Origin of the sequence: Bradyrhizobium sp. WSM2254 (assembly GCF_000472645.1) — a bacterium.
Classification (GTDB): domain Bacteria; phylum Pseudomonadota; class Alphaproteobacteria; order Rhizobiales; family Xanthobacteraceae; genus Bradyrhizobium; species Bradyrhizobium niftali.
Window position 1 is genome coordinate 20,467 of sequence record NZ_AXAB01000044.1, and the last position, 22,368, is coordinate 42,834.

Here is a 22,368-nt window from a genome sequence, read left to right on the forward strand (position 1 = left end):
GNNCGGNCNTGACGGAGTGTGTAGACTATTTCGCCGGCGGCTTGGGCCAGGGCCGCTGCGGGCCGCGCAAGCTCTCGAAGGCCTTGGCCATGCCGAGCACGCCGATGTCGTCGAAGCGGCGGCCGACGATCTGTACGCCGATGGGAAAGCCCTTGGCGTCGAAGCCGCCATTGATGGAGATGGCAGGGTTCTCCGACATATTCCACGGCACGGTATAGGCGATGTGCTCGAACGGCTTCATCGGATCGTTGGTGGGCGAGGCCCATTCCGCCGGATAGTTCACGTTCGGCGCGGTCGGCGAGATCACATAGTCGAGCTCGCAGAACAGTTTTGAGGCCGCGGCGCGGATCGCCATGGTCTGGTTGAAACCACGGATCACGTCGACGCCCGACAGTTTTGCGCCGGACTCGCCCCATTTGAAGATGTAGGGCAGCACCTTTGCCTGCTCGGTCGGCGTCAGCCTGGACAGATCGTCCCACATTCGTGCGCGCCAGAAATTGTCGAGACCGTCGAGCATCTCGCGCGTGAGGATGCCATCGACCTCGGTGACAACAGCGCCGGCGGATTCAAATGCCTTTGCCGCCTTCACCGCGACCTCGCGCACCGGTTTTTCCAGCGGCAGGCCGACGCCGGGATCGAGCATCAATCCGATCCGCAATTTGCGCGGTGACTTCTCCGGCCCCTTCCAGTTGAGCGGTTCGGCAGGCAGGCTCATGCCGTCGCGCCGGTCGGGCTTTGCGATCGCGCTCATCATCAGCGCGCAATCGTCCACCGTGCGGGTCATGGGGCCGGCGACGCGGCCGACATAGGTGGGGTCGATCGGCACGCGGCCGAAGCTCGGCTTCAATCCGACGAGGCCGCACCAGCCCGCGGGAAGGCGCACCGAGCCACCGATGTCGGTGCCGAGATGCAGGGGACCGTAGCCGGCCGCGGCGGCCGCGCCCGCACCGGCGCTGGAGCCGCCGGGATTCTTGGAGAGGTCCCAGGGGTTGCGCGCGAGCGCGTGGAAACTGGAGAGCCCCGAGGACAGCATGCCGTAATCGGGCATGGTGGTCTTGGCGAAGATGATCGCGCCGGCCTCGCGCAGCCGCGCGGCGGGCGGGGCGTCCTTCTCGGCCGGCACGAGCTTGACGCTGGCAGCACCCAGCGGCACGGGCACGCCCTTGGTCGCGATGTTGTCTTTCACCGTCACCGGAACGCCGTCGAGCGGGCCGGACGGCTCGCCGCCGGTCCAGCGCGCGGTCGAGGCCTTTGCGGCCTCCCGCGCGCCGTCGGGATCGAACGCATAGAGCGCCTTGAGGTGCGGCTCCCACGCAGCGACGTGCGTGAGCACGTCCTCCAGCACCTCGCTCGGCGAGAACTGCTTGGCGCGATAGCCTGCGATCAGATCGACCGCGGACAGATCGTGCAGCGAGGTGACCGCCTCCTCGACGCTCTTCTTGTGCATTGCTAACCCACCGGCATGCGCGTTTCGATGATGCGGGCGAACATGCTGGCGCCGATCGGCAGGATCTTGTCGTCGAGCACGAAGCCAGGATTGTGCACGGGCACCGAGCCGTCGTGGCCGACCCAGAAATAGGCGCCGGGAATGGTCTCCAACATGTCGGCAAAATCCTCGCTGCCCATCTTCGGCTGGGTGCGGGTGATCACCTTGGCGGGGTCGACGACGGTGCGCGCCACCTCCTCGACCACCTTGGACTGCTCGACCTGGTTGACCAGCACATTGAAGGTGTCGCGGATGTCGACGTCGATCGCGCACTGATAGGCGCTCGCGATGCCGGCGCAGATGGTGCGGATGCGTTCGCTGACCAGGGTGCGGACTTCCTTCGAGAAGGTGCGGATGGTGCCGCAAAGATGCGCGTCGCCGGGAATGACGTTGTAGGCGGAGCCCGCATGGATCTGGGTGATCGACACTACCGCAGCCTGCAGCGGCTCGACGTTGCGGCTGACGATGGTCTGGATCGCCTGCGCCAGCGTGGTCGCGATGATCACCGCGTCCTTGGAGCGCTCGGGCATCGCGCCATGCGCGCCATAGCCGGTGATGCGGAGGTCGAAGAAGTCGGCGCTGGCCATCGCCGGGCCGGGCAGGATCGCGATCTCGCCGTGGTTGAGGTCGGGCGCGTTGTGCAGGCCGTAGAGCTCGTCGCAGGGAAACTTCTCGAACAGGCCGTCCTTGATCATCGCGCGGGCGCCGCCGAGGCCTTCCTCGGCCGGCTGGAAGATCAGGTGCACGGTGCCGTCGAAGTTCCTGGTCTCGGCGAGGTAGCGCGCGGTGCCGAGCAGCATGGTGGTGTGGCCGTCATGGCCGCAGCCGTGGAAGCGGCCGGGGATTTTCGAGCTCCATTTCAGATTGGTGTTCTCTTCCATCGGCAGCGCGTCCATGTCGGCGCGCAGGCCGATGCGCTTGCCGCCCGACCCCTTGCCCTTGATGACGCCGATCACGCCGGTGCCGCCGAGACCGCGATGCACCTCGATGCCCCAGCCCTTCAGCTTGTCGGCGACGATGCCGGAGGTGCGCACTTCCTCGAAGCCGATCTCGGGATGGGCGTGGAGGTCGCGCCTGATAGCGGTGAGTTCGTCGGCATAGCCGTCGATGCGATCGATCGTGGGCATGTGTTCTGTCCAGTTAGCGTGAAGGAGGATTGAAAACGGGGCCGTTCGGCTTGATGCGAATGCCCGGGCGCAGCTTCGTCCAGGGCAGGGAGGCGGTGTCGGCCGGCATTGCGCCCGGGGCGGCGCAGATCATCAGCTGTTCCGCGATCGGCTCGAAATCGGCGCGGAAATGTACCGAGCTCTTGTTGACCAGGATCTTCTGTTCGGTCGGCTCGATGCCGACATAGCGGTACATCGCCTGATCGGCGAGCTGCGCCTTGTGCGAGGAGACGACGACACGAACATCGCCGATGCGCAGCGCCGCGGAAGGACCCATCTCCATCTCGCGGCCGCCGTAATAGGGGCCGGGTGCGATGAAGCGGCCGTCGGACAGTTTTTCGACGACGAAGGTCTCGCGATAAGGCTCGTCGCCGGGAATGCCGGACTTGCCGCCGAGCGACAGCGTCACCGTGGCGCCGACGCCGGCCGCATGCGCGGCCTTCGCCGATTCCGGATCGTAGATCGCGCCGGTCGCAGCGCTCGCCTTGTTGCGCACCAGCGCGCGCAGCATGCCGGTGGTATCGGAATCGCCGCCCGCGCCGGGATTGTCCTGGGTGTCGGCGATGATGATCGGCTTGCTGGCGCCCTTCGCCAGTTCCATCGCATGGCGCACGCCGTCGTCGGGAGACCAGATCTTGCCGTCGAAATCGTCCTCGTGGCTTTCGATCAGCTTGACGATCGCATCCGCAGCGCGATCGGCGTCGGCTTGCGTCTTGCCATAGGCGAACACGCTCGGCCCGCAATCGCGGAAGTCGGCGGCAGGGAAGCCGGGCGCGAAGGACAGCGTCGGGACCGCGTCGCTCTCGAGCGCTGCGAGCTTCTCGTAGATGCCCTTGGTCGGCTGGTCGTTGGTGCACTGCCAGCTGATCGGGATCAGGAACGGCAGTTGCCGGAACGCCTTGGCGAAGCGCTGCTTGCTCTTCAGCAGCAGCGCGAGATGTCGCGCCGAGGCGCGGCCCGTCTCGGCCATGTCGACATGCGGATAGGTGCGGTAGGCGATCAGCGCGTCGGCATGTCCCATCATGTCCGGCGTGACGTTGGCATGCAGGTCGAGGCTGGCGACCAGCGGAACATCCTCGCCGATGACGCGGCGTACCCGCGCCAGGATTTCGCCTTCACCGTCGTCGAGATGCTCCGTCACCATCGCGCCGTGCAGGTCGAGATAGACCGCATCGACGGGACCCGCCGCCGCAATGCCGTCGACCATCACGTTCACGATGCGCTCGAAGGCGTCCCGGGTGACATGCGCCGACGGGCTCGCGCCGCAGGCGATGGTTGGGATGAGTTCCCAGCCATTGGCTTCGGCGCTGTCGACGAAGCCGGCGAGGCCGACATTGATGTGCCGCATCACCTTCAGCACGTCGGCACCTTGCGTCATCGCCGGCCAGCCGCCGCCATGCTGGAAGTCCGCAAACGTCGCCTTCGTCGGAGCGAAGGTGTTGGTCTCATGCAGGAAGCCGCCGACGGCGATACGTGTCATCAACTCAAGTCCAGGCAATTGAAAGTGCGCGACGTTAGCCTTGCCCTTGCGGAGAGAGCAAGGCGGGACGCACTCGCGCCGTGCATAGGGTCAAGACGTTTTGGGAATGCTGCGGATGCGGTGTGTGAGAGGAGGCGCCTCTACATCCTCAGTGTCGTCCCGGCGAACGCCGGGACCCATAGCCACAGGGCGAACTTTGGCGAAGGCTGGTCGTTCGGGACTAGTACCACGCGCGACCGAGAAATACCGCGGTATGGGTCCCGGCTTTCGCCGGGACGACACCGAAGATGTTGCTAAGCCGTCGCCGCCACGCCCTCCGACACCGGCCGGAAGTTCGCAAAGTCCCAGCCGCGGCCGGGGGCTGCCTCCAGCAGGGCCCTGGTGTAGGCCTCTTTCGGATGCGTCAGCACCTCGGCGGCGGGGCCCTGTTCGACGACGCGGCCGTGCTGCATCACCACGACCTCGTCGCAGATTTGCGCTGCGACGCGCAGATCGTGGGTGATGAACAGGATGGCGATGCCGAGCCGCTTCTGGATCTCGTCGAGCAGTTCCAGCACCTGCGCCTGCACCGAGACGTCGAGCGCGGAGACAGCTTCGTCCGCGACCAGCACGTCCGGATCGAGCGCGAGCGCACGCGCGATCGCGATGCGCTGGCGCTGGCCGCCGGAGAACTGGTGCGGATAGCGCGACACCGCATCGGCCGGCAGGCCGACCAGCTCGAGCAGCTCGCGGGCGCGCTTCATCGCGTCTGCGTGCGAGACGCCGTAATTGATCGGGCCTTCCGCGATGCTCTCGCCGACGGTGACGCGCGGGTTGAGCGAGCGATAGGGGTCCTGGAACACGATCTGGATCTTCTGCCGGTGCGGCTGGAGCAGGCGACGCGAGATGTCGGAGATCTCGCGGCCGGACAGGCGCACGCCGCCTGAGGTCGGGTCGATCAGGCGGACGATGCAGCGTGCCACCGTCGACTTGCCCGAACCGCTCTCGCCGACGATGCCGAGCGTGCGGCCCTTGCGCAGCGTGAGCGTGACCTTGTCGGCGGCGACGACCTCGCGGCCTTTGCCGAAGAAGGCGCGCTCCTTATAGACCTTGCTGAGGTCGTTGGCTTCCAGCACCACCGGTTCCTTGGTCTCGGGGCGCGCCGCGCGCGGCACCAGGCTCGGCACCGCAGAGAGCAGGTTGCGGGTGTATTCCATGGTCGGGTTGCGCAGCACGGTCTCGAGCGGACCGGTCTCGACGAGGCGGCCCTGCCGCATCACGGCGACACGGTCGGCGATCTCAGCCACCACGCCCATGTCGTGGGTGATGAACAGCACGGCCGTGCCGTGGTCGCGCTGGAGGTCGCGGATCAGGGTCAGGATCTGCTTCTGCGTGGTGACGTCGAGCGCGGTGGTCGGCTCGTCGGCGATGAGCAGTTTCGGTTCGAGCACCAGCGCCATTGCGATCATGATGCGCTGGCGCTGGCCGCCGGAGAGGCGGTGCGGGTAGGAGGCGAAGATGCGCTCGACCTGGGGCAGGCGCACCTGCTCCATCATGTCGAGGATGCGCTTCTTCCGCGCCTTGGCATCGAGATCGGTGTGGGCGCGTAGGACTTCGTCGATCTGGCGGCCGACCGGCACCACCGGATTGAGCGCGGTCATCGGCTCCTGGAAGATCATCGCCATCTGCGTCGCGCGGAGCTGGCGCAGCCGGCGGTCGGTTGCGGTGAGCAGCTCTTCGCCGACCAGCTTGACGCTGCCGGCGGTGGGCACCAGCGTGCCCTTCGGCAGCAGGCCCATCGTGGTCAGCGAGGTCACCGACTTGCCCGAGCCGCTTTCGCCGACGAGGCACAGCGTCTCACGCTCGTGTACCTGGATCGAGATGCCGTCGATGATGTTCGCGCCCTTCGGCTTCTTGCCGATGGAAACGACGAGATTGTTGATGTCGAGGACAGGGTTGGTCATGCAAGCTCTCTCGTCATTCCGGGGCGCGCGTTAGCGCGAGCCCGGAATCCATCGGGCGTCAGTCCAGGCGTTGAAATGGATTCCGGGCTCGCGCCAAGGGGCGCGCCCCGGAATGACAGCGCTACTCGCATCACTTCCCCTCCCGCTGCTTCATGCGGGGATCGAGGGCGTCACGGGCGGCGTCGCCGATCAGATTGATGCTGAGGATGGCGATCGAGAGCAGGAGGCCGGGCCAGAAGATCAGCGACGGCTTGATCTGGAAGTACTGGCGGCCCTCGGCCATGATGTTGCCCCAGGTCGGCGTCTCCGGCGAGATGCCGGCACCGAGGAAGGAGAGGATCGCCTCGGTGAGGATCGCGGAGGCGCAGACGTAGCTGCCCTGCACGATCAGAGGCGCGATCGTGTTCGGCATCAAATGCCGCCACATGATCTTCGGCAGGGATGAGCCGACCGAGATCGCCGCTTCGACATAGGGTTCCTCACGCGCCGACAGCACGACCGAGCGCACCAGGCGTGCCACGCGCGGAACTTCGGGGATCGTGATCGCGATCAGCACGGTCCAGATGCTGGCACCGGACAGCGACACCACGGCGATCGCGAGCAGGATGCTCGGCATCGCCATCAGGCCGTCCATGATTCGCATCAGGACGGCATCGACCAGCTTGAAGAAGCCGGAGACGAGACCGATCGCCAGCCCGATGACGATCGACAGGATCGCCGAGCCGATCCCGATCAGCAGCGAGATGCGGCCGCCATAGATCACGCGCGACAACAGGTCGCGTCCGTAGGCATCGGTGCCGAGCGGGAATTGCGCCGAGGTCGGCTTCAATCGTTGCGACGGCGCGAGCTGGATCGGATCATGCGGCGCGATCAGCGGCGCCAGAATCGAGATCAGCACGATCAGCGCGAGCAAGACCGTCGCCGTGGCGATGATCGGCGTCGAGGTGAGGAATCCGAAGCGCGGCCGCAGCGGCGACGTGATCGGAATGGACGACTGGGGAAGGGTATCGACCGACATTTTGTCCTTATCCTTGCCTCAGTACCGGATCCGCGGATCGAGCAGGGTGTAGGCGACGTCAATGAGAAGATTGACGACGACATAGATCAGCGACGTCAGCAGGATCATGGCCTGGATCACCGGATAGTCGCGCGCCAGCACCGCATCCACGGTGAGGCGGCCGATGCCGGGGATGTTGAACACGCTCTCGGTGACGACGACGCCCGAGATCAGAAGCGCAAAGCCGGTGCCGATCACGGTGATCACGGGCACGGCGGCGTTGCGCAGCGCATGGCGCATCATCACGGCGACCTCGTTGATGCCCTTGGCGCGCGCGGTGCGGACATAGTCCTCGCCGAGCACGTCGAGCATCGCCGCGCGCGTCATGCGCGCGATCAGCGCGATGTAGATGAAGGAGAGGGCGCAGGTCGGCAGGATCATGCGCTCGAAGAACGGACCGAAGCCGTTCGAGATGCTGCGGAAGCCCTGCACCGGCACCCAGCGCAGGTCGATGGCGAAGACCTCGATCAGGAGATAGCCGACCACGAACACCGGGACCGAGAAGCCGAGCACCGAGAGACCCATCACGAAACGGTCGATCCAGGTGCCGTGCTTCCACGCTGCGATCACGCCCAGGGGGACTGCGACGATGACGGCGAGGATGATGGTCGACAGCGCGATCGAGATCGACGGCTCGACGCGCTGGCCGATCATCTTCATCACGGGCAGGTTGGAGATCAGCGAGGTCCCGAGATCGCCGTGCAGCAGCTTGTTCACCCAGGTGATGAACTGCACGATCAGGGGCTCGTTGAGGCCGAGCGAGGCACGGATGCGCTCCAGCCGTTCCGGCGTGGCGTTGTCGCCGGCGAGAATCGCGGCGGGATCGCCGGGGGTGAGGCGGAGCAGGAGGAAGACGAACAGAGCGACGACGCCCATCACGGGCACGGCGGCAAAGATTCGGCGTAGGAGATATCCGAGCAAGTTGAATCCGTCAGATTAGAGTCAAATCGGCGGCAGTGGTCGTTGCCTGTTCTGCCATCAGCCTAACATTTCAGCAATTCCCGTGCCATCAGGGCCACAGGTTTTGCAGTGCGGCTAGTTGTTTTGAGCAGCGAGCCGTCTTTCCTGCCGTCGTCATTCCGGGGCGCGTCGAAGACGCGAACCCCGAAATCTCGAGATTCTCAGGTGCGCAAGTGCGCACCATAGTTCTGTCCTTCGGACCGCCCCGGAATGACGAGCCCAAAATCACTCCAGCGTCGCCAGCAGCCCTGCCATTAGGCGGCCGCGTTCGACCAGGCGCTCGACCTCGATATACTCTTCGAGCGTGTGGCCATTGCCTCCACGCACGCCCAGGCCGTCGAGCGTCGGGATGCCCATCGCGCCGGTAAAGTTGCCGTCTGAGCCGCCGCCCGAACTCGCATGCGGCAATTCGGCGCCGAGCGATCTGGCGATATCGCGCGCCTTCTCGTACAGCGCCATGGTGCCGGCATCGGGTTCCCACACGGGCCGGGTGACGCCGCGCGTCACCTTGAACGCAACATCATTGGTTGTGCCTGACAGAGCCAGCATCCGCTCGACGCCGCGATCGAGATCGGCCTGGCGCTTGGCCATCGAAAGCGCTTCGCCGGTGGCGGTCGTAGCAACGCAATTGACCCATTGTCCGCCGTGCACGACGCCGACCGAGAAGGTGCAGTCCTCCGTCGTCATCGCGTCGATGGCGAGGATCTGCCGCGCCATCTCGCGAATCGCCGAGCGGCCCGCCGACAGCCTCGCGCCGGCGTGGCTCGGCCGGCCGGTCGCCTCGAGATTGAATCGCGCGATGGCGTAACGTCCGGTGGTGACGCCGTTGTCGGCACGGCCGGGCTCGGGCACCAGCACATATTTGTTGCGCGCAGCCTCTGCCTCGATGAGGTCGCGTGTCGAGGGCGTGCCGACCTCCTCGTCCGGTGTGAACAGCACGGTGATCGGCAACGGCGTGGTGAAGGCGGCGCGCGCCAGCTGCCGGATCGCTTCCAGCGAGAGATAGTTGCCGCCCTTCATGTCGTAGATGCCGGGGCCGTAGCACTTGTTGCCCTCGCGCCGCCATTTCAGCTTCTCGATGGTGCCGACCGGGTGGACGGTATCCATGTGCCCGGCGATCAGGATGCCCGGCTCGCCCTGCTTCGGATGAGGAAAGCGCGCGCGGATCACGCCGCCAAAGCCCTGACGGCCGGCGATGCGTTCGATCGTCGCACCCATGATGGCCATATCCCGCGCCGCGATATCGAGCATGCGGTTCACGGCGCTCGCATCCCAGGTCGGGCTTTCGCATTCCACCCAGCCACGCAGGCCTTCGAGCATCGCCTCGGAATCGAAGGGAAGATTGGCTGGATTCATCGTAATCTCTCTCAAGCTTCGAAAGATGGAACGCGCATTGCATCGGCGTGGGGCAGGACGAGCGGAGAGCGTTGTAGAGCCAAACCGATCTTTGGGGAGCCCGTGCGCGCGCCGCCTGGGCCTGCAGCGAAACCGGATTGACGCGCTCGGCACTGTCTGCAAGTCTCGAAAAGATAAAGGCATTGCATGAGGTTAGTTCGCCCAAAGAACGAACCGAATGCCCAATCAATAACCTGCCTTTGAACAGTTTCACGTCAGGAGAAACTTTTTATGTTCCACTTCACGCGCCGGGCGCCTCGCGCGTTCGCCTCCAAACTTGCGCTGTCGGTCGTCGCGCTCTCGACCGCGCTGGCCTCGCCAGTGCTTGCAGCCGGCAAGACCCTCACTGCGGTGATGCATTCCGACCTGCGCATCATCGATCCGATCTTCACCACGGCCTACATCACGCGCGACCACGGCTACATGGTCTACGACACGCTGGTGGCCACCGATTCGAACTTCAAGATCCAGCCGCAGATGGCGGACTGGAAGATCTCCGACGACAAGCTGACCTACACCTTCACGCTGCGCGACGGCCTGAAGTGGCATGACGGTGCGCCGGTGACCGCGGAAGACTGCGTTGCCTCGCTGAAGCGCTGGGCCGCGGTCGACGGCATGGGCCAGAAGCTCCTGGACTTCACCGCGAGCATCGAGGCGACCGACGCCAAGACCATCACGTTGAAGCTGAAGGAGCCCTACGGCCTCGTGCTCGACTCCATCGGCAAGCCGTCCTCGCGCGTCGCCTTCATGATGCCGAAGCGCCTCGCCGAGACGCCGGCGGACAAGCAGATCCCCGAGCAGATCGGCTCGGGCCCCTTCAAGTTCGTGCAGTCGGAATTCCAGCCCGGCGTGAAGGCCGTCTACGTCAAGAACACCGATTACGTGCCGCGCAAGGAGCCGGCGAGCTGGACCTCCGGCGGCAAGGTGGTGAAGGTCGACCGCGTCGAGTGGATCACGATGCCGGACTCGCAGACCGCGGTGAACGCGCTGCAGTCGGGTGACATCGACTTCATGGAGAACCTGCCGTACGACATGCTGCCGGTGCTGGAAGCGAACAAGGAGATCACGCTCGAGGTCTCGAACAAGTTCGGCTTTCAGACGCTCGGGCGGATGAACTTCCTTCATCCGCCGTTCGACAACGTGAAAGTGCGCCGTGCTGCCTTTCTGGCGATGAACCAGAAGGACGTTCTCGATGCGCTCGTCGGCAACGCCAAATATCAGAAGATCTGCGGCGCTTTCTTCGTGTGCGACACGCCGCTGGCGACCGAGGTCGGCGCCGAGACCCTGGTGAAGGGCAATGGCATGGCGGAAGCCAAGAAGGCGCTCGCCGAGTCCGGCTATGACGGCACCCCGATCGTCGTCATGGCACCCGGCGACGTCACGACGCTCAAGGCGCAGCCGATCGTGGCCGCCCAGCTGCTGCGCGAGGCCGGCTTCAAGGTCGACCTGCAGGCGACCGATTGGCAGACGGTGGTGAGCCGCCGCGCCAGCCAGAAGCCACCGAAGGAAGGCGGCTGGAACATGTTCTTCACCAACTGGGTCGCGGCCGACGTCTCCAACCCGATCGCCAATCTCTCGATCGGCGGCCAGGGCAAGAAGGGCTGGTTCGGCTGGGCGGAAGACGCCAAGATCGAGCAGCTCAAGGATGCCTTCGTCCGCGCGCCGTCGATCGACGAGCAGAAGAAGATCGCCGCCGACATCCAGAAGGAAGCCTATGAGCAGGTGATCTACGTTCCGCTGGGGCAGTATCTGCTGCCGAGCGGCTGGCGCAAATCGCTGAGCGGTGTGCTCGATGGCCCCGCAACGCCCCTGTTCTGGAACGTCGACAAGTCGGAGTAGGCGGGCGCGTCCTTCCGCCTTTCATCCGGATCATCACGCGGCGCCGCTGTCATCAGCGGCGCCGTTGTCGTTTCAGCTCGGCGTCACCTTGAGAAGGCCCTGGAACTTTTAGCGCTTCCAATTCTCAATCATTGCTATTTGTTTCCAACCTGAAATAGATGTGTCGTCCTCGCGCATCACTTTCCTTGTCCCATTTGATTCCTGTGCCGTTCGATTTTGCATTCCAGGCGATGGCCGAACGGTCAGATCGCGCGCCGGCGCGATGGCGCCGGCCTTTCCTGCGCTGGCTCGACGGCGTCGAGGCGGGCTGGGCCGTGCCGCTTCTCATCGCCTGCTTCGTTGCGATCTGGACGCTCTATCTGGCCATCGCCTATGCCGGCAGCGGCCTGCACCCTGATACGCTCGAGGCCTGGACGCTGGGGCGGAACTTTGCCTTCGGCTATCACAAGCATCCGCCGTTGATGGGGTGGGTTACGGCGGCATGGACCTTCGTCTTTCCGCTCAGCGACGGGTCGCTGCAACTGATGGCGATGGCCAATGCCGGGCTTGCGCTGGTCTTCGTCGATCTGATCTCGCGGCAGTTCGTGACCGGGCACAAGCGCATCCTGGTGCTGCTGCTATTGATGCTGACGCCGGCCTATCAGTTCCACGCCCAGCGCTTCAACGCCAATGCGGTGCTGCTCGCGATCTGGCCGCTGGCGACCTGGTGCTTCCTGCGCGCGTTCGAGACGCGCGGCCCGCTGTGGGCGGTCGCGGTGGGATGCACCACGGCGCTCGCGATGGTCGGCAAATATTATTCGATCTTTCTCGTCGCGAGCTTCGCCTTTGCCGCGCTGGCGCATCCGGCGCGGCGCGCCTATTTCACCTCCGCTTCGCCCTGGATCTCGGTCGCCGTCGGGTTCGCGGCGCTGTCGCCGCACCTCTACTGGCTTGCGACGACGGGCGCGTCGACCTTCACCTACGCGCTGGCTCACGCCAACGGCAGCGCCGTGAGCTCGCTCGGTGAGGCGAAGAATTTCCTGCTGGGGCTGGCTGCGGCCATGAGCGTGTCGGCCGTGCTCTGGATGCTCATCGCCGGCACGCGGCTGAAGCAGGTTCCGGCCGACTTCGCGGCAATGAGTCCGGGCCTGCGACTTCTCTTCTACGTTGCGATCGGCACGATCGTGCTGCCGGTGCTGACGTCGCTTGTAATGGGGACGGATCTGCCGTCGCTGTGGGCGTTGCAGGGGCTGTTCCTGTTCATCGTTCTCGTGGTCTGTGGCACGCGCTATCCGATCGAGCGGTTCCACACCGTCAACGTCACGATGCTCGTGGCCGGCGTCGCGCTCGCCGCCGTCCTGGTCGCGGCCCCGATCCATGCCGTCTATCGCAACAATCACGGCTACGAAGAGGGCCGGAACTTCTACGCGCAGGCGGCCAGCGAATTGACGCGCGAGTGGCGCGAACTGACCGGCGCGCCGCTGAGCGCCGTGAGTGGCGATGACGCGCTGGCTTTTGCGACGGCGTTCTATAGCCCCGACCATCCGCGTTATGCACGGCCGTTCGCGTACCAATACACTTGGGGCTTGCCGCGCAAGATGACGCTGGACCGCGGCTGGGCGGCGCTCTGTTTCCGCGGCCAGGACTATTGCAATCGGTGGATGGAGTCGGTGTCCGCCGGCGCCGGGCAGTTCGTCAGGCGTGAGTTCACCGTGCAGGCCATGCTGTGGGGCCGGCCCGGTGTCACGCGGGAGGTTGTCGTGCTGATGGTGCCACCGCGCGGAAGCAGCGCCGCGCCCGAGAGCGCCGCAGACGATTTCAGCGCCAGCCGGCGTCCGGCGCAATAGGCTGCGCGCTCAGCAATGGCTGTCGCGCACCCGCTCGAGGCCTTCGCTTGCGAAAGGCGCGTTGAACGCAGCCTGCTCGGCGTTTGGCTCGGAACGTCCCGTATCAGGCCGATCTGAGGTGGGCTCTTCGCGGTGTTCCGGTTCCATGGCAGTGGCCTCTCGAATTGCTGCACTACAACATCGAGGCCGCCCGCAAGTTCCTTAACCGACGGGGCGATGATGCGGCCTGAACAGCCGGCCCTTCTCCACCACCAGCACGATCGCGAGCGCAGCCAGCGTCGACAGGAAGAAGCCGACCGAGAACGGCAGCAGCGTGCCGTCAAAGCTCTGCCCGATCGCCATGCCGACCACGATGCCGATCAGCGTCGTGATCGAGCCGTAGAGCGAGGAGGCGGTGCCGGCGATGTGGCCCTGCGGCTCCATGGCGAGCGCGGTGAAGTTCGCGACCATCATGCCGAACGAGAACATCATGAGCGCCGACAGTGCCATGAACAGGGCAAGCGGCAGCACGTTCAGGATTTCGGTGACCAGCATGACGCTGGCGACCACGGCATAGAGCGTCAGGGCGCCGTGCGAGATCACGCGCATGCCGAGCCGCCCGACCAGCCTCGCATTGAGGAAGCCGGCAACGGCGGTGCCGGCCGCGATCGCGGCGAAGGCGAGCGGGAAGTAGTGGCCGAGGTGATAGATGCCGGTGAAGACCTGCTGGGCCGAGAAGACATAGGCGAACAGTGCGCCGATGACGCTGCCGGCGGCCGTCGCATAGCCGATGGTCTGGCGATTGGTCAGGGTCTGCCGGAACGCCGAGAGCACGTCGGCGGGCGCCAGCGACCTGCGTTCTGACTGAGGGAGGGTTTCGGGCAGCCGCAGCACAGACCATGCGAGCGCGAGCAGTCCATAGAGCATCAGCACGACGAAGATGCCGCGCCATTGCGTGACGAGCAGCACCGCCTGTCCGAACGACGGCGCGATCACGGGCACCGCGATGAACACCATCATGGCAAGCGACATCACGCTCGCCATGCGGCGGCCGACATAGCAGTCGCGCACGATCGAGGTCGCGATCACGCGCGTTGCCGAGGTGCCGAGCCCTTGCAGCGCACGCGCCAGCAGCAGCGTCTCGAACGAGGGCGCGGCAACCGCCAGCACGCTCGCCACCGCATAGACCGCCATGCCACCGAGCAGCACCGGGCGCCGGCCGAAGCGGTCCGACAGCGGACCCATGACGAACTGGCCCACGCCGAAGCCGATCAGGAAGGTCGACAGCACGAGCTGAAGATGGTTGGCGACGGGAATCTTGAAAGCGGCCCCGATATTCGGGAGCGCCGGCAGCATCATGTCCATCGCAAGCGGATTCAGCGCCATGATGGACGCGATCACGATGACGAATTCGGGAAAACCCATAGGCCGGTGTCCCGAGGACACCCAACTGTCGGCATTGACGTCGGACAAGAAGCTCACCTCTGATTGAGAGGCTTTATGTCTTGTCCTTGCTGCGACGCACAACCCTTGTTTTGGGATGGCTGTCAGGCGGGGCGAAGGGCACCAGGCGCTTTTATCGCCATCTGCCGGTAACACTGGACGTATTCCGTGGAAGGAGAGGTGATCCCTACCGGGAAGGGGTCTCTTGGGAGCCTTCGCGCGAGGATGCCTGCTGTGTGGTGTAGAGGCTCAGATACGTTCCGGTGTAGGCCTCTCTCCAGCCTCTCTGCGCGACGAGGAAATGCCTGAGCTGCTCGTGCCCTCTGATCCAGAGCACCGCATCGATCTTGTATTTCCTGATCACCGTGTCCCAGGCGTCCTCGTCGATGTCCCAGCGAACGAGCTTGAGATAGTCGCGCAGCAGTTCGTCCGGATAGGCGGTCGCCGCCCGGCCGTCGACGAACATGGGCACCGAGCCGTGCGTACGGAAGATCAGGAGTCCGCCGGCGTTCCAGTGGTTGAGCACGCGCGAATGCGTGGAATGCGCCCGGAGATAGGCGGCATCCTCTTCCGAGAGCATGTCCGGCAGCGCAAGGGCCGGTCTCACCTGCATGAACGCGAGCGGCAGCAGCAGGACACCTACGAGACCGGCTGCCAGCATCGCGCGCCGGATGTCGAAACCCGCGAGGCGTCGGGGCAACAACCGGTCGACGTGAAGCGCCATCGGGACTGTCGAGAAGATGAAGAAGAACGCGGCGTACCTGAACTGGTAGAGGCCGAGAGCCAGGAAGAGCCATGCGAGCAGGCGCGGCTCCAATGGAATCGGCATTGAGTTGCGGTAGCGCAGCTCGAGCGCGACGAACGTCAGCGCATAAGCGATGCCGGGAATGCTTCCCGGCAGCTCCATGTTATGAAAATAGGGGCGCCACTCGCCGATATTGGCCTGGATGAAGTGACCGAGCGTCGCCGCCACGCCGTCGTAGATGTGCCATCCGAGCGGATTGACGAATATCGCGATGAAGCAGCCCACGCCCGCGAGGCAGTAGCTTCTGAAGTTCGTCCAGTTCCGCCGAAGCAGGGCGACGCCGCAGAAGACTCCGATGACTGGAAAGGCAAGCATGAAGCCGCCATGCAGGTTGACCCAAAGGACCATCATCACGGGCAACAGGAACCATCTGCGTCGCCGCACGCATTCCGCGTAGAAGATGACGGCGAAGAGCATGGTCGCGATATTCGGCGACGCCGCCAGATACGTGTTGGGCACCGCCTCGTAGCAGGGGTAGAGCAAGCAAGCGGCAAAGACGGTGATGCAAACCGCCGCGGCCGATGCACCGCTGCTCAAGCCGCAGAACGTGAGGTACCCGACGATGATCGCGCCGCAGGCGACGACCATCAGGACGATCCCAGCAAAGCCGGCGTGTTGATACAGCACGCTGGCAATCGCGTCCCACAGCCACGACAGATTATACCATCGCTTGTTTCCCAAGGTGAACGTCCATGGATCCTGAAACGGGATCTCGCTGCGCTCCCTGATCAGGTCTCCGGCGGCGATGTGCCAGCCGAGGTCGTAATGGCTCAGCTGAACCGGCCCGTTCGAAAGGTAGAACACGCACAGGAACGCGATCAGGAAGAGATAGATTTCGATCCCGCGCAGATGACGTCCGAACGCCTCGGGCGGTCCGCCAATCCCCGAGTGGGACCAACTCTCGTGCGCGTCCATAACAGCTCTCACCGCCGAAACCGGTCGCTCCGGGCCTGCATGTCCCGAGGTCTGCGCCGACAGCGACAGACGGATCCGCTGTAGCGGAGGACGATCTAAGGTAGAGTAAATCTCGGTTGAGCGTTGCGGGTTTCACACGCGTAAGTGTGAGTTGGTAAACTAACGGTTGCTGACTGGCTCGATGCGTACCCGGAATTCGGCGTGCCGGGACGAAAGCGATGCGATTGCAGGCGCCGCCCTCTGCCGTCCTCGCGCCGTCACTTCTCGTGGTGCGGGCAGCCGGGGTCGAACCGGCACAGCGCTTGCGCACCGAGGGATTTTAAGTCCCTTGCGTCTACCAATTCCGCCATGCCCGCTTGATCCAACGAGATCAAACACTTAAGTCCACCTCCGGCCGTCTGGAATCGGCGCTTCGCGGGCCGGGTGGGTGGTTCTTCCTTAAGCGAGCCGGCCGCACAAGGCAAAGCCTCAATCCGGACATCTGTTGCTGCTTTAGGCATTCTCAATCCACGGGGACTATTCATCCGGCATGTCTGTCTCGTTCCTCTCCAGCTGCCGCCCCGTGCGCACGCTGCTTCCGCTGGTCGCGCTCTGCGCGGCGCTCGCCGGCTGTGCGGGCGTCAGCGACACCATCAGCCCGGCCTTCGTCGATCCCGCCCGCTATGACCTCTGGGATTGCAAGCAACTCGCAACCGAGCGCAAGAACGTCGTCAAGCGCATCGAGGACCTCGAGCGGCTGATGGCGAAGGCCGAGACCGGAACGGGCGGCGCCGTGGTCGCAGAGCTCGCCTATCGCAACGACTACCTCGCCGCGCGGGGGCAGCAGAAGCTGATTGAAGAGACCTGGCGGAGGAACAGGTGCCGTGAGAGCGACATGGAGGCGGCGGCACCTCCCGCTCAGCCGACGGTCGCGCCCGCACCGGCGAGCCCCGTCAAGCCGTCCAGGCCGAAGTCGGGCGGCGCCGTCAACTGACGACCACGTGTTAGGCCCGCCAGCCGTAGATCCAGTCCTGCCGCGCCAGCATGCGTTCCGGGCCGAGCGCCCGGATCGCAAGATCGCGCCCGATCGCGAGCGGTCCGCTGAAATGATAGATGCGGCCCTGCTGCCGTGCGGTCCGCTGCACCCGCCGCACGCGCGCCTGGCGTGCGCGGCCATATTGCTTCAGCGCTGCGATGATGTCGTCCGTGCTCTCGGCCGTCTCGGGGCTCAGATGCCGTGCCAGCACGGCGGCATCCTCGATCGCCATGCCGGCGCCTTGCGCGGCGAACGGCAGCATCGCATGCACGGCATCGCCGAGCAGCGCGACCGGGCCTTTGCTCCAGGGGCAGCCGTCGGGCACGCCGAACAGCGCCCATTTGCGCCAGCTATCGACTGCGGCGAGCATCATCCGCGCCTGCGACGGCCAGCGCGGCGCGGCGAAAGCCTCCATCACCTCGAGCGGATCGCCGGGCGTGCTCCAGCCCGGCCTGTTCCAGGTGCCAGGCAGTACCGCGACCACGTTGATCTGGCGTCCGCCCGCGATCGGATAAGCGACGAGGTGGGCGTTCGGGCCCATCCAGAGCTGGACCCGGCGCGCGGTGTAATCCTTCGGCAGCTGCGTGGCATCGAGTGTACCGCGCCAGGCGATCAGCCCGGAGAAGCGCGGCTGGATCTCGGGAAACAGATGCTGGCGTACCGTCGACCAGATGCCGTCGGCGCCGATCAGCGCGCTGGCGAGATCGCTGCGGCGGATCGTGCCGCTGCGATGGACGACGGTCAGGCCCTTGGCGTGAGGCGCGACGTCTTCGTAGGTCGCACCCAGCTTCAGGTCGATGTCGGGATGGTCGGAGACTGCGCCGGCCAGCGCGGATTGCAGGTCGGCACGGTGCACCACCCAATAGGGGGCGCCGGCGCGCATGGATGCCGCTTCGCCGAGCGGCATGCGCAGGAGTTCGCCGCCGGCCCGCGCACTCATGATCGAGACCGCCTCCGGGACGACGGCGCGCAGCTTGAGCCGTTCGGTCAGGCCGAGCTCGACCAGCACGCGGCTCGCATTGGGGGAGAGTTGCAGGCCCGCACCGACTTCCTCGAGGCGCTCGGCCTTTTCCAGCACGACGATGCGGAAGCCACGGGACGCCAGCGCAAGCGCGGCCGTCAGGCCACCGATTCCGGCACCGGCGATGACAATCGTTCGAGAGAGCGCCACCCCTGACCGGTGGACGCGGTCAGGCCACCTTGTCCTTCAGGACACATTCCGGCGGTCGCGCTTCGCCGGCCTTCAGGTCGGTCGCGAAGCGGTACAGCGTCGAGCAGTAGGGGCAGATGATCTCGTTGTCGTTGCCGAGGTCGAGGAAGACGTGCGGATGATCGAACGGAGGGTTGGCGCCCACGCACATGAACTCTTGCGAGCCGATCTCGATGACGGGAACACCGGCATCGTTATGGAAGTGCGGGACGACATGGTCGGACATCGTAGTTCATCCTGGAGTGGCAATGGCGGCAGACACAATCAAAAACTGACGCGGCATCTTTGAGGCGCCGCGGACCATACTGGCGGGTGCAGATGATTGCTAGTCCAGCGGAACCGAAAGCTCCGCAATTGCCCCATGCTCATTTGCTCATGCAAATTCGACACAATCTTGCGGCCTGAGAGAAGCCCTTCTTTCGTCGGGGACGTTGTGTCGCAATTTTGGCATACTATGTCTGTGGACGCGTGCAATTGCGGCAAAAGACCAACCATCAGGCGCAAACGATCTAGGCAAACGATCTAGGAAGTCCGGGCTCTTGGCATGAAGTGGCTGCGAATCAGCACAGCGTTGACCGGCATCGCCGCATGCAGCTTCATGCTCGCACAGGTCGCGCCGCACGCCCGCGAGGCCGGCGCGATTTTCGCCGCCCAGGACGATCCGGCCGCTTTGTCCGAGCTGAAGCTCGACGCCGTTCTGCGGCAGAACGACCGCCTGGTTCAGGACAATATCGAGGCTGCGCTCGCCGCTGATGATGCCGATCTCGCCGACAGTTTTGTTGCGCTGGCGCGTGACCGCAACATCGCGCTGCCCGACGACCTCCTGAGCCGCGTAAGCGATGCGGTCAAGGCCGAAAACTCCACCTCGCATTTCGCCAAGCGCTTCGCCACCGGGCTCGTCACCGGCAGCGCCGACGATGTAGCGAGCCTGTCCGGAACGGTGGCCGGCGATCTCTTCGTGATCGGCGACGTCAGGGACGTCGTGCGCGAGGGCAAGCATCTCGCCATGGGCGAGGACACCGATCGCTTGGTGCTGGGCCTTGCAGCCGCGGGCCTCGTGGTGACGGCGGCAACCTATGTCTCCGTCGGCGGCGCCGCGCCCGTGCGCGCCGGCCTGACGCTGGTGAAGGATGCGCGGAAAGTCGGGCGGCTCGGCGAGGGCCTCGCGGCCTGGGCCGGCCGGTCCGCGCGTGAGGTCGTCGACACGCCGATGCTCCAGAACGCGGTGGCGTCCGGCTCGGTGCTGCGGCCGGGTCAGACCGTGAGCGCGATCAAGGCCGCGTTCCGGGCCGAGAAGGCCGGTGCGCTGGTCCGGCTCGGCAAGGACGTCACGCGCGTTGCCGAGAAGACCGGCACGCGCGGCGCCATGGACAGCTTGCGCATCGCCGAAGGCCCCAAGGACGTCGCGCGCGCGGCGCGGCTTGCGGAAGCGCAGGGCAGCAAGACCCGCGCGATCATGAAGCTCCTGGGCCGCGGCGCGCTGCTGCTCGTCGGCGGCGCGTTCGATCTTGCGCTCTGGCTGCTCGGTGCGGCGCTGACGCTGTTCGGCCTGTTGTCCTCGATCAAGGCCACCACCGAGCGCCTGACGCAAGCCTGGTGCGATCGCAGACGGGCGCGGCGGCTTCGCCGGGCGCAGGTCGCCGCCGAAGCCGCTCTGGCAAGCGCGGCCGGTACGGCCTAAAATCAACCCTTCCCCTCAAGACCGCGGAATATCTGATGCCGAGCTTTCACAACGGCGCCGTTGAAATTGCCTATCTCGACGAAGGCGAGGGCGATCCGATCATCCTGGTGCACGGCTTTGCCTCCAGCAAGAACGTAAACTGGGTCTATCCGACCTGGGTCTCGGAGCTGCGCAAGAACGGCCGCCGTGTCATCGCGCTCGACAATCGCGGCCATGGCGAAAGCGCAAAGCTCTACGAGCCCGCGCAGTACTCGATCCCGACCATGGCCGGCGACGTGCTCGCGCTGATGGACCATCTCGCCATCCCGCAGGCCGACATCATGGGCTATTCGATGGGCGGGCGGATGACGGCGTGGCTCTCCCTCAACGAGCCGCGGCGGCTGCGCTCGGCGATCCTCGGCGGCATCGGCATCGGCGGCCTGATCGACGGCACCGGACCCGGCGAGAACGTCGCGGAGGCGCTGGAAGCGCCCGCGCTGGACGACGTCTCCGATCCCGTCGGGCGCACGTTTCGCGCCTTCGCCGATCAGACCCGCTCCGACCGGCGGGCGCTCGCCGCCTGCCTGCGCGGCACGCGCGACCTCATGACCAGGGGCGAAGCTGCACGCATCGACGTGCCCGTGCTGATCGCGGTCGGCTCTACCGACGACGTCGCGGGCTCGGCCAGCGCGCTCGGTGCCATCATTCCGGGCTCGGAAGTGCTCGACATCCCGGGCCGCGATCACATGCGCGCGGTCGGCGACAAGGTCTACAAGACCGGCGTGCTCGATTTTCTCTCACGCCGCGGCTGAGCCTTCCTCGTCGCCGGACGCGCGCGCCAGCGCCACCAGCACCACGAAGGTCGCAACCCACGCCATGCGCGCGCCGTAGCGGTCGTGCGGACCGGAGATGACGGCGCAGATGAAGGCGTTGCCGAGCAGTGCGAGCGTCACGGTCGCCGCCAGCAACGTCAGATCGTCGAGCCGGCGGCGCGCGAGCGCATGCGCGAGCAGCCCGACCAGCGCCAGCATCGAGGCCAGCGCGACGGGAACATGCAGCCGGTTGATGTCGTCGAAATTGACGTCCCAGTGCTGTTGCCGCGCCGCGCGCATCGGCGCGATCTGTGCGGGGATGTAGCGCTCGATGATGCCGTAGGTGTGCGGGATCCAGCCATTTGTGCCTTCGCCGGTCGCCACGTGCAGCAATTGCTGGCCCACCGCCCGCAGTGCCGCGCCGGTTTGCCAGGCCGGATAGTCGGCGAGCGCGTGCACGACGATATAGCTCATCTCGTCGTTCATCCCCTCAAACCGGCCGAGCGTGTTGAACATGCTGTTGCCCCACAGGAACTCGTCGGCGGTCGCCGGCAATTCGTTGCGGTAGGGACAGAGCTTGAAGCTCTCGCGCGGGCAGTGGTCATTGAGATAGCGCGCGACGATGCCGTCCTGCATCATGCGGCCGAAGGCGACGCCGTAGCCGCCGGGCGTCCAGGCCCATTTGCCCGACAGCGCATGGTTCGCCGAGACCAGCATCAGGCCGCCCGCGACGATGGTCATGCTCGCCTGCGCCAGTCCTGCGAGCGGAAGCCTGCGGCCCACGAACGGCCGCGCCATCCAGCCGGCGACGCAGAGGCCGAGTAGCACGCCGAGCGTGGCGCTGTGGGTTGCGGCGGCAAAGGCGGTGAAGACGAACAGCGCAGTCTTTTCAAGCGGCGACGTGCGCTGCGCTCCGACGACCAGGAGGAACAGCGACAGCACCGACAATCCCGCGAAGATGTCCGTGAGCAGCATGCTGGCGAGCCAGGGCAGCGCGGTCGACAGGACCAGGAGCAGGCTGATCGCGACGACGCGGAACGTCTGCATCAGGCCGAGGACGCGCAAGCTGAGCTGCAACAGCCACAGCGTCGCCAGCGACTGGATCGCGAGGTTGATCCAGAAGCCGAAGCTTTCGCCGTAGTGGAGGTAGAGGCCGAACACGGTGGAGCGGCTGGGGACGAGATAGCCCTCGTACCAGCGCGCCAGATAGCCGCCGGTATCCCATTGCAACAGCGGATAGCCGTTCCAGAACGCCGGCGCGATGATCAGGAGGGGCAGGGCCAGGGCCGCGAGCCGCAGCCAGAACGAGCCCGCGGCGCGCGCGCGCAAATGATCGGTGGTGGTGGTCAAATCCGCTCCGTCGTCGCCCGGACCATG

The 22,368-nt window shown here is 65.6% G+C and carries 17 protein-coding genes and 1 tRNA gene; 5 read left to right on the forward strand and 13 right to left on the reverse strand.

The window, feature by feature from the left end; translation table 11 throughout:
• Positions 1–25: 25 nt before the first annotated feature.
• The 7 genes from A3M7_RS0128785 to A3M7_RS0128815 form a co-directional block, all read right to left on the reverse strand.
• On the reverse strand, positions 26–1,447 hold the full coding sequence (locus A3M7_RS0128785; RefSeq protein ID WP_027547031.1) for an amidase: 1,422 nt from the start codon (positions 1,445–1,447) through the stop codon (positions 26–28).
• Positions 1,448–1,449: 2 nt separating this feature from the next.
• Positions 1,450–2,613 (reverse strand): M20 aminoacylase family protein, encoded by a 1,164-nt coding sequence (locus A3M7_RS0128790; protein ID WP_027547032.1) that lies wholly within the window; start codon positions 2,611–2,613, stop codon positions 1,450–1,452.
• Positions 2,614–2,626: 13 nt separating this feature from the next.
• Positions 2,627–4,132 (reverse strand): M81 family metallopeptidase, encoded by a 1,506-nt coding sequence (locus A3M7_RS0128795; RefSeq protein ID WP_027547033.1) that lies wholly within the window; start codon positions 4,130–4,132, stop codon positions 2,627–2,629.
• A 293-nt stretch (positions 4,133–4,425) separates the two neighbouring features.
• A complete protein-coding gene (locus A3M7_RS0128800) occupies positions 4,426–6,075 on the reverse strand; it encodes an ABC transporter ATP-binding protein (protein ID WP_027547034.1) in 1,650 nt (549 codons plus the stop codon).
• A gap of 130 nt (positions 6,076–6,205) precedes the next feature.
• Positions 6,206–7,093 (reverse strand): ABC transporter permease, encoded by an 888-nt coding sequence (locus A3M7_RS0128805; protein ID WP_027547035.1) that lies wholly within the window; start codon positions 7,091–7,093, stop codon positions 6,206–6,208.
• Between the two features lie 18 nt (positions 7,094–7,111).
• Positions 7,112–8,053: an ABC transporter permease gene (locus A3M7_RS0128810; protein ID WP_027547036.1), complete on the reverse strand. Its 942-nt coding sequence runs from the start codon at positions 8,051–8,053 to the stop codon at positions 7,112–7,114.
• 264 nt (positions 8,054–8,317) lie between these two features.
• Entirely contained in the window at positions 8,318–9,448 is a 1,131-nt protein-coding gene (locus tag A3M7_RS0128815) for a M20/M25/M40 family metallo-hydrolase (protein WP_027547037.1), read from the reverse strand.
• Positions 9,449–9,718: 270 nt separating this feature from the next.
• Between A3M7_RS0128815 and A3M7_RS0128820 the strand changes: the two genes are divergently transcribed.
• Positions 9,719–11,326, forward strand: coding sequence for an ABC transporter substrate-binding protein (locus A3M7_RS0128820; protein ID WP_027547038.1), 1,608 nt, complete (start codon positions 9,719–9,721; stop codon positions 11,324–11,326).
• 230 nt (positions 11,327–11,556) lie between these two features.
• Positions 11,557–13,152 carry a glycosyltransferase family 39 protein gene (locus A3M7_RS0128825; RefSeq protein WP_371090219.1) on the forward strand — a complete coding sequence of 532 codons (1,596 nt, stop codon included), beginning with the start codon at positions 11,557–11,559 and terminating at the stop codon, positions 13,150–13,152.
• Positions 13,153–13,353: 201 nt separating this feature from the next.
• Here the strand turns inward: A3M7_RS0128825 and A3M7_RS0128830 are convergent, their stop codons facing one another.
• From A3M7_RS0128830 to A3M7_RS0128840, 3 genes are all read right to left on the reverse strand, one after another.
• Complete coding sequence (locus A3M7_RS0128830; protein ID WP_027547040.1) at positions 13,354–14,604, reverse strand: multidrug effflux MFS transporter; 1,251 nt, start codon at positions 14,602–14,604, stop codon at positions 13,354–13,356.
• Positions 14,605–14,761: 157 nt separating this feature from the next.
• On the reverse strand, positions 14,762–16,294 hold the full coding sequence (locus tag A3M7_RS0128835; protein WP_027547041.1) for a hypothetical protein: 1,533 nt from the start codon (positions 16,292–16,294) through the stop codon (positions 14,762–14,764).
• 267 nt (positions 16,295–16,561) lie between these two features.
• Positions 16,562–16,650 (reverse strand) — tRNA-Leu (locus tag A3M7_RS0128840).
• Between the two features lie 173 nt (positions 16,651–16,823).
• Between A3M7_RS0128840 and A3M7_RS0128845 the strand changes: the two genes are divergently transcribed.
• Positions 16,824–17,267, forward strand: a complete 444-nt coding sequence (locus tag A3M7_RS0128845; RefSeq protein ID WP_027547042.1) for a hypothetical protein — start codon at positions 16,824–16,826, stop codon at positions 17,265–17,267.
• Positions 17,268–17,277: 10 nt separating this feature from the next.
• Here the strand turns inward: A3M7_RS0128845 and A3M7_RS0128850 are convergent, their stop codons facing one another.
• Positions 17,278–18,480 (reverse strand): FAD-dependent monooxygenase, encoded by a 1,203-nt coding sequence (locus tag A3M7_RS0128850; RefSeq protein WP_027547043.1) that lies wholly within the window; start codon positions 18,478–18,480, stop codon positions 17,278–17,280.
• 19 nt (positions 18,481–18,499) lie between these two features.
• Positions 18,500–18,745, reverse strand: coding sequence for a zinc-finger domain-containing protein (locus tag A3M7_RS0128855; RefSeq protein ID WP_008140025.1), 246 nt, complete (start codon positions 18,743–18,745; stop codon positions 18,500–18,502).
• A 318-nt stretch (positions 18,746–19,063) separates the two neighbouring features.
• Between A3M7_RS0128855 and A3M7_RS0128860 the strand changes: the two genes are divergently transcribed.
• Together A3M7_RS0128860 and A3M7_RS0128865 are read left to right on the forward strand one after the other, a co-directional pair.
• The gene (locus A3M7_RS0128860) at positions 19,064–20,200 is read left to right on the forward strand and encodes a hypothetical protein (RefSeq protein ID WP_027547044.1); all 1,137 of its coding nucleotides are present in this window, start codon (positions 19,064–19,066) and stop codon (positions 20,198–20,200) included.
• A gap of 35 nt (positions 20,201–20,235) precedes the next feature.
• Positions 20,236–20,991: an alpha/beta fold hydrolase gene (locus A3M7_RS0128865; RefSeq protein ID WP_027547045.1), complete on the forward strand. Its 756-nt coding sequence runs from the start codon at positions 20,236–20,238 to the stop codon at positions 20,989–20,991.
• Here A3M7_RS0128865 and A3M7_RS0128870 read toward each other — a convergent pair.
• Entirely contained in the window at positions 20,977–22,341 is a 1,365-nt protein-coding gene (locus tag A3M7_RS0128870; protein WP_027547046.1) for a hypothetical protein, read from the reverse strand. The genes A3M7_RS0128865 and A3M7_RS0128870 overlap by 15 nt on opposite strands.
• Positions 22,342–22,368 lie beyond the last annotated feature (27 nt).

Bases quoted from the DNA above. Each gene is read 5' to 3' on its own strand.
- A3M7_RS0128785 (WP_027547031.1), bottom strand. From the start codon at position 1,447: ATGCACAAGAAGAGCGTCGAGGAGGCGGTCACCTCGCTGCACGATCTG.
- A3M7_RS0128790 (WP_027547032.1), bottom strand. From the start codon at position 2,613: ATGCCCACGATCGATCGCATCGACGGCTATGCCGACGAACTCACCGCT.
- A3M7_RS0128795 (WP_027547033.1), bottom strand. From the start codon at position 4,132: ATGACACGTATCGCCGTCGGCGGCTTCCTGCATGAGACCAACACCTTC.
- A3M7_RS0128800 (WP_027547034.1), bottom strand. From the start codon at position 6,075: ATGACCAACCCTGTCCTCGACATCAACAATCTCGTCGTTTCCATCGGC.
- A3M7_RS0128805 (WP_027547035.1), bottom strand. From the start codon at position 7,093: ATGTCGGTCGATACCCTTCCCCAGTCGTCCATTCCGATCACGTCGCCG.
- A3M7_RS0128815 (WP_027547037.1), bottom strand. From the start codon at position 9,448: ATGAATCCAGCCAATCTTCCCTTCGATTCCGAGGCGATGCTCGAAGGC.
- A3M7_RS0128820 (WP_027547038.1), top strand. From the start codon at position 9,719: ATGTTCCACTTCACGCGCCGGGCGCCTCGCGCGTTCGCCTCCAAACTT.
- A3M7_RS0128825 (WP_371090219.1), top strand. From the start codon at position 11,557: ATGGCCGAACGGTCAGATCGCGCGCCGGCGCGATGGCGCCGGCCTTTC.
- A3M7_RS0128835 (WP_027547041.1), bottom strand. From the start codon at position 16,294: ATGGACGCGCACGAGAGTTGGTCCCACTCGGGGATTGGCGGACCGCCC.
- A3M7_RS0128845 (WP_027547042.1), top strand. From the start codon at position 16,824: ATGTCTGTCTCGTTCCTCTCCAGCTGCCGCCCCGTGCGCACGCTGCTT.
- A3M7_RS0128855 (WP_008140025.1), bottom strand. From the start codon at position 18,745: ATGTCCGACCATGTCGTCCCGCACTTCCATAACGATGCCGGTGTTCCC.
- A3M7_RS0128860 (WP_027547044.1), top strand. From the start codon at position 19,064: ATGAAGTGGCTGCGAATCAGCACAGCGTTGACCGGCATCGCCGCATGC.
- A3M7_RS0128865 (WP_027547045.1), top strand. From the start codon at position 20,236: ATGCCGAGCTTTCACAACGGCGCCGTTGAAATTGCCTATCTCGACGAA.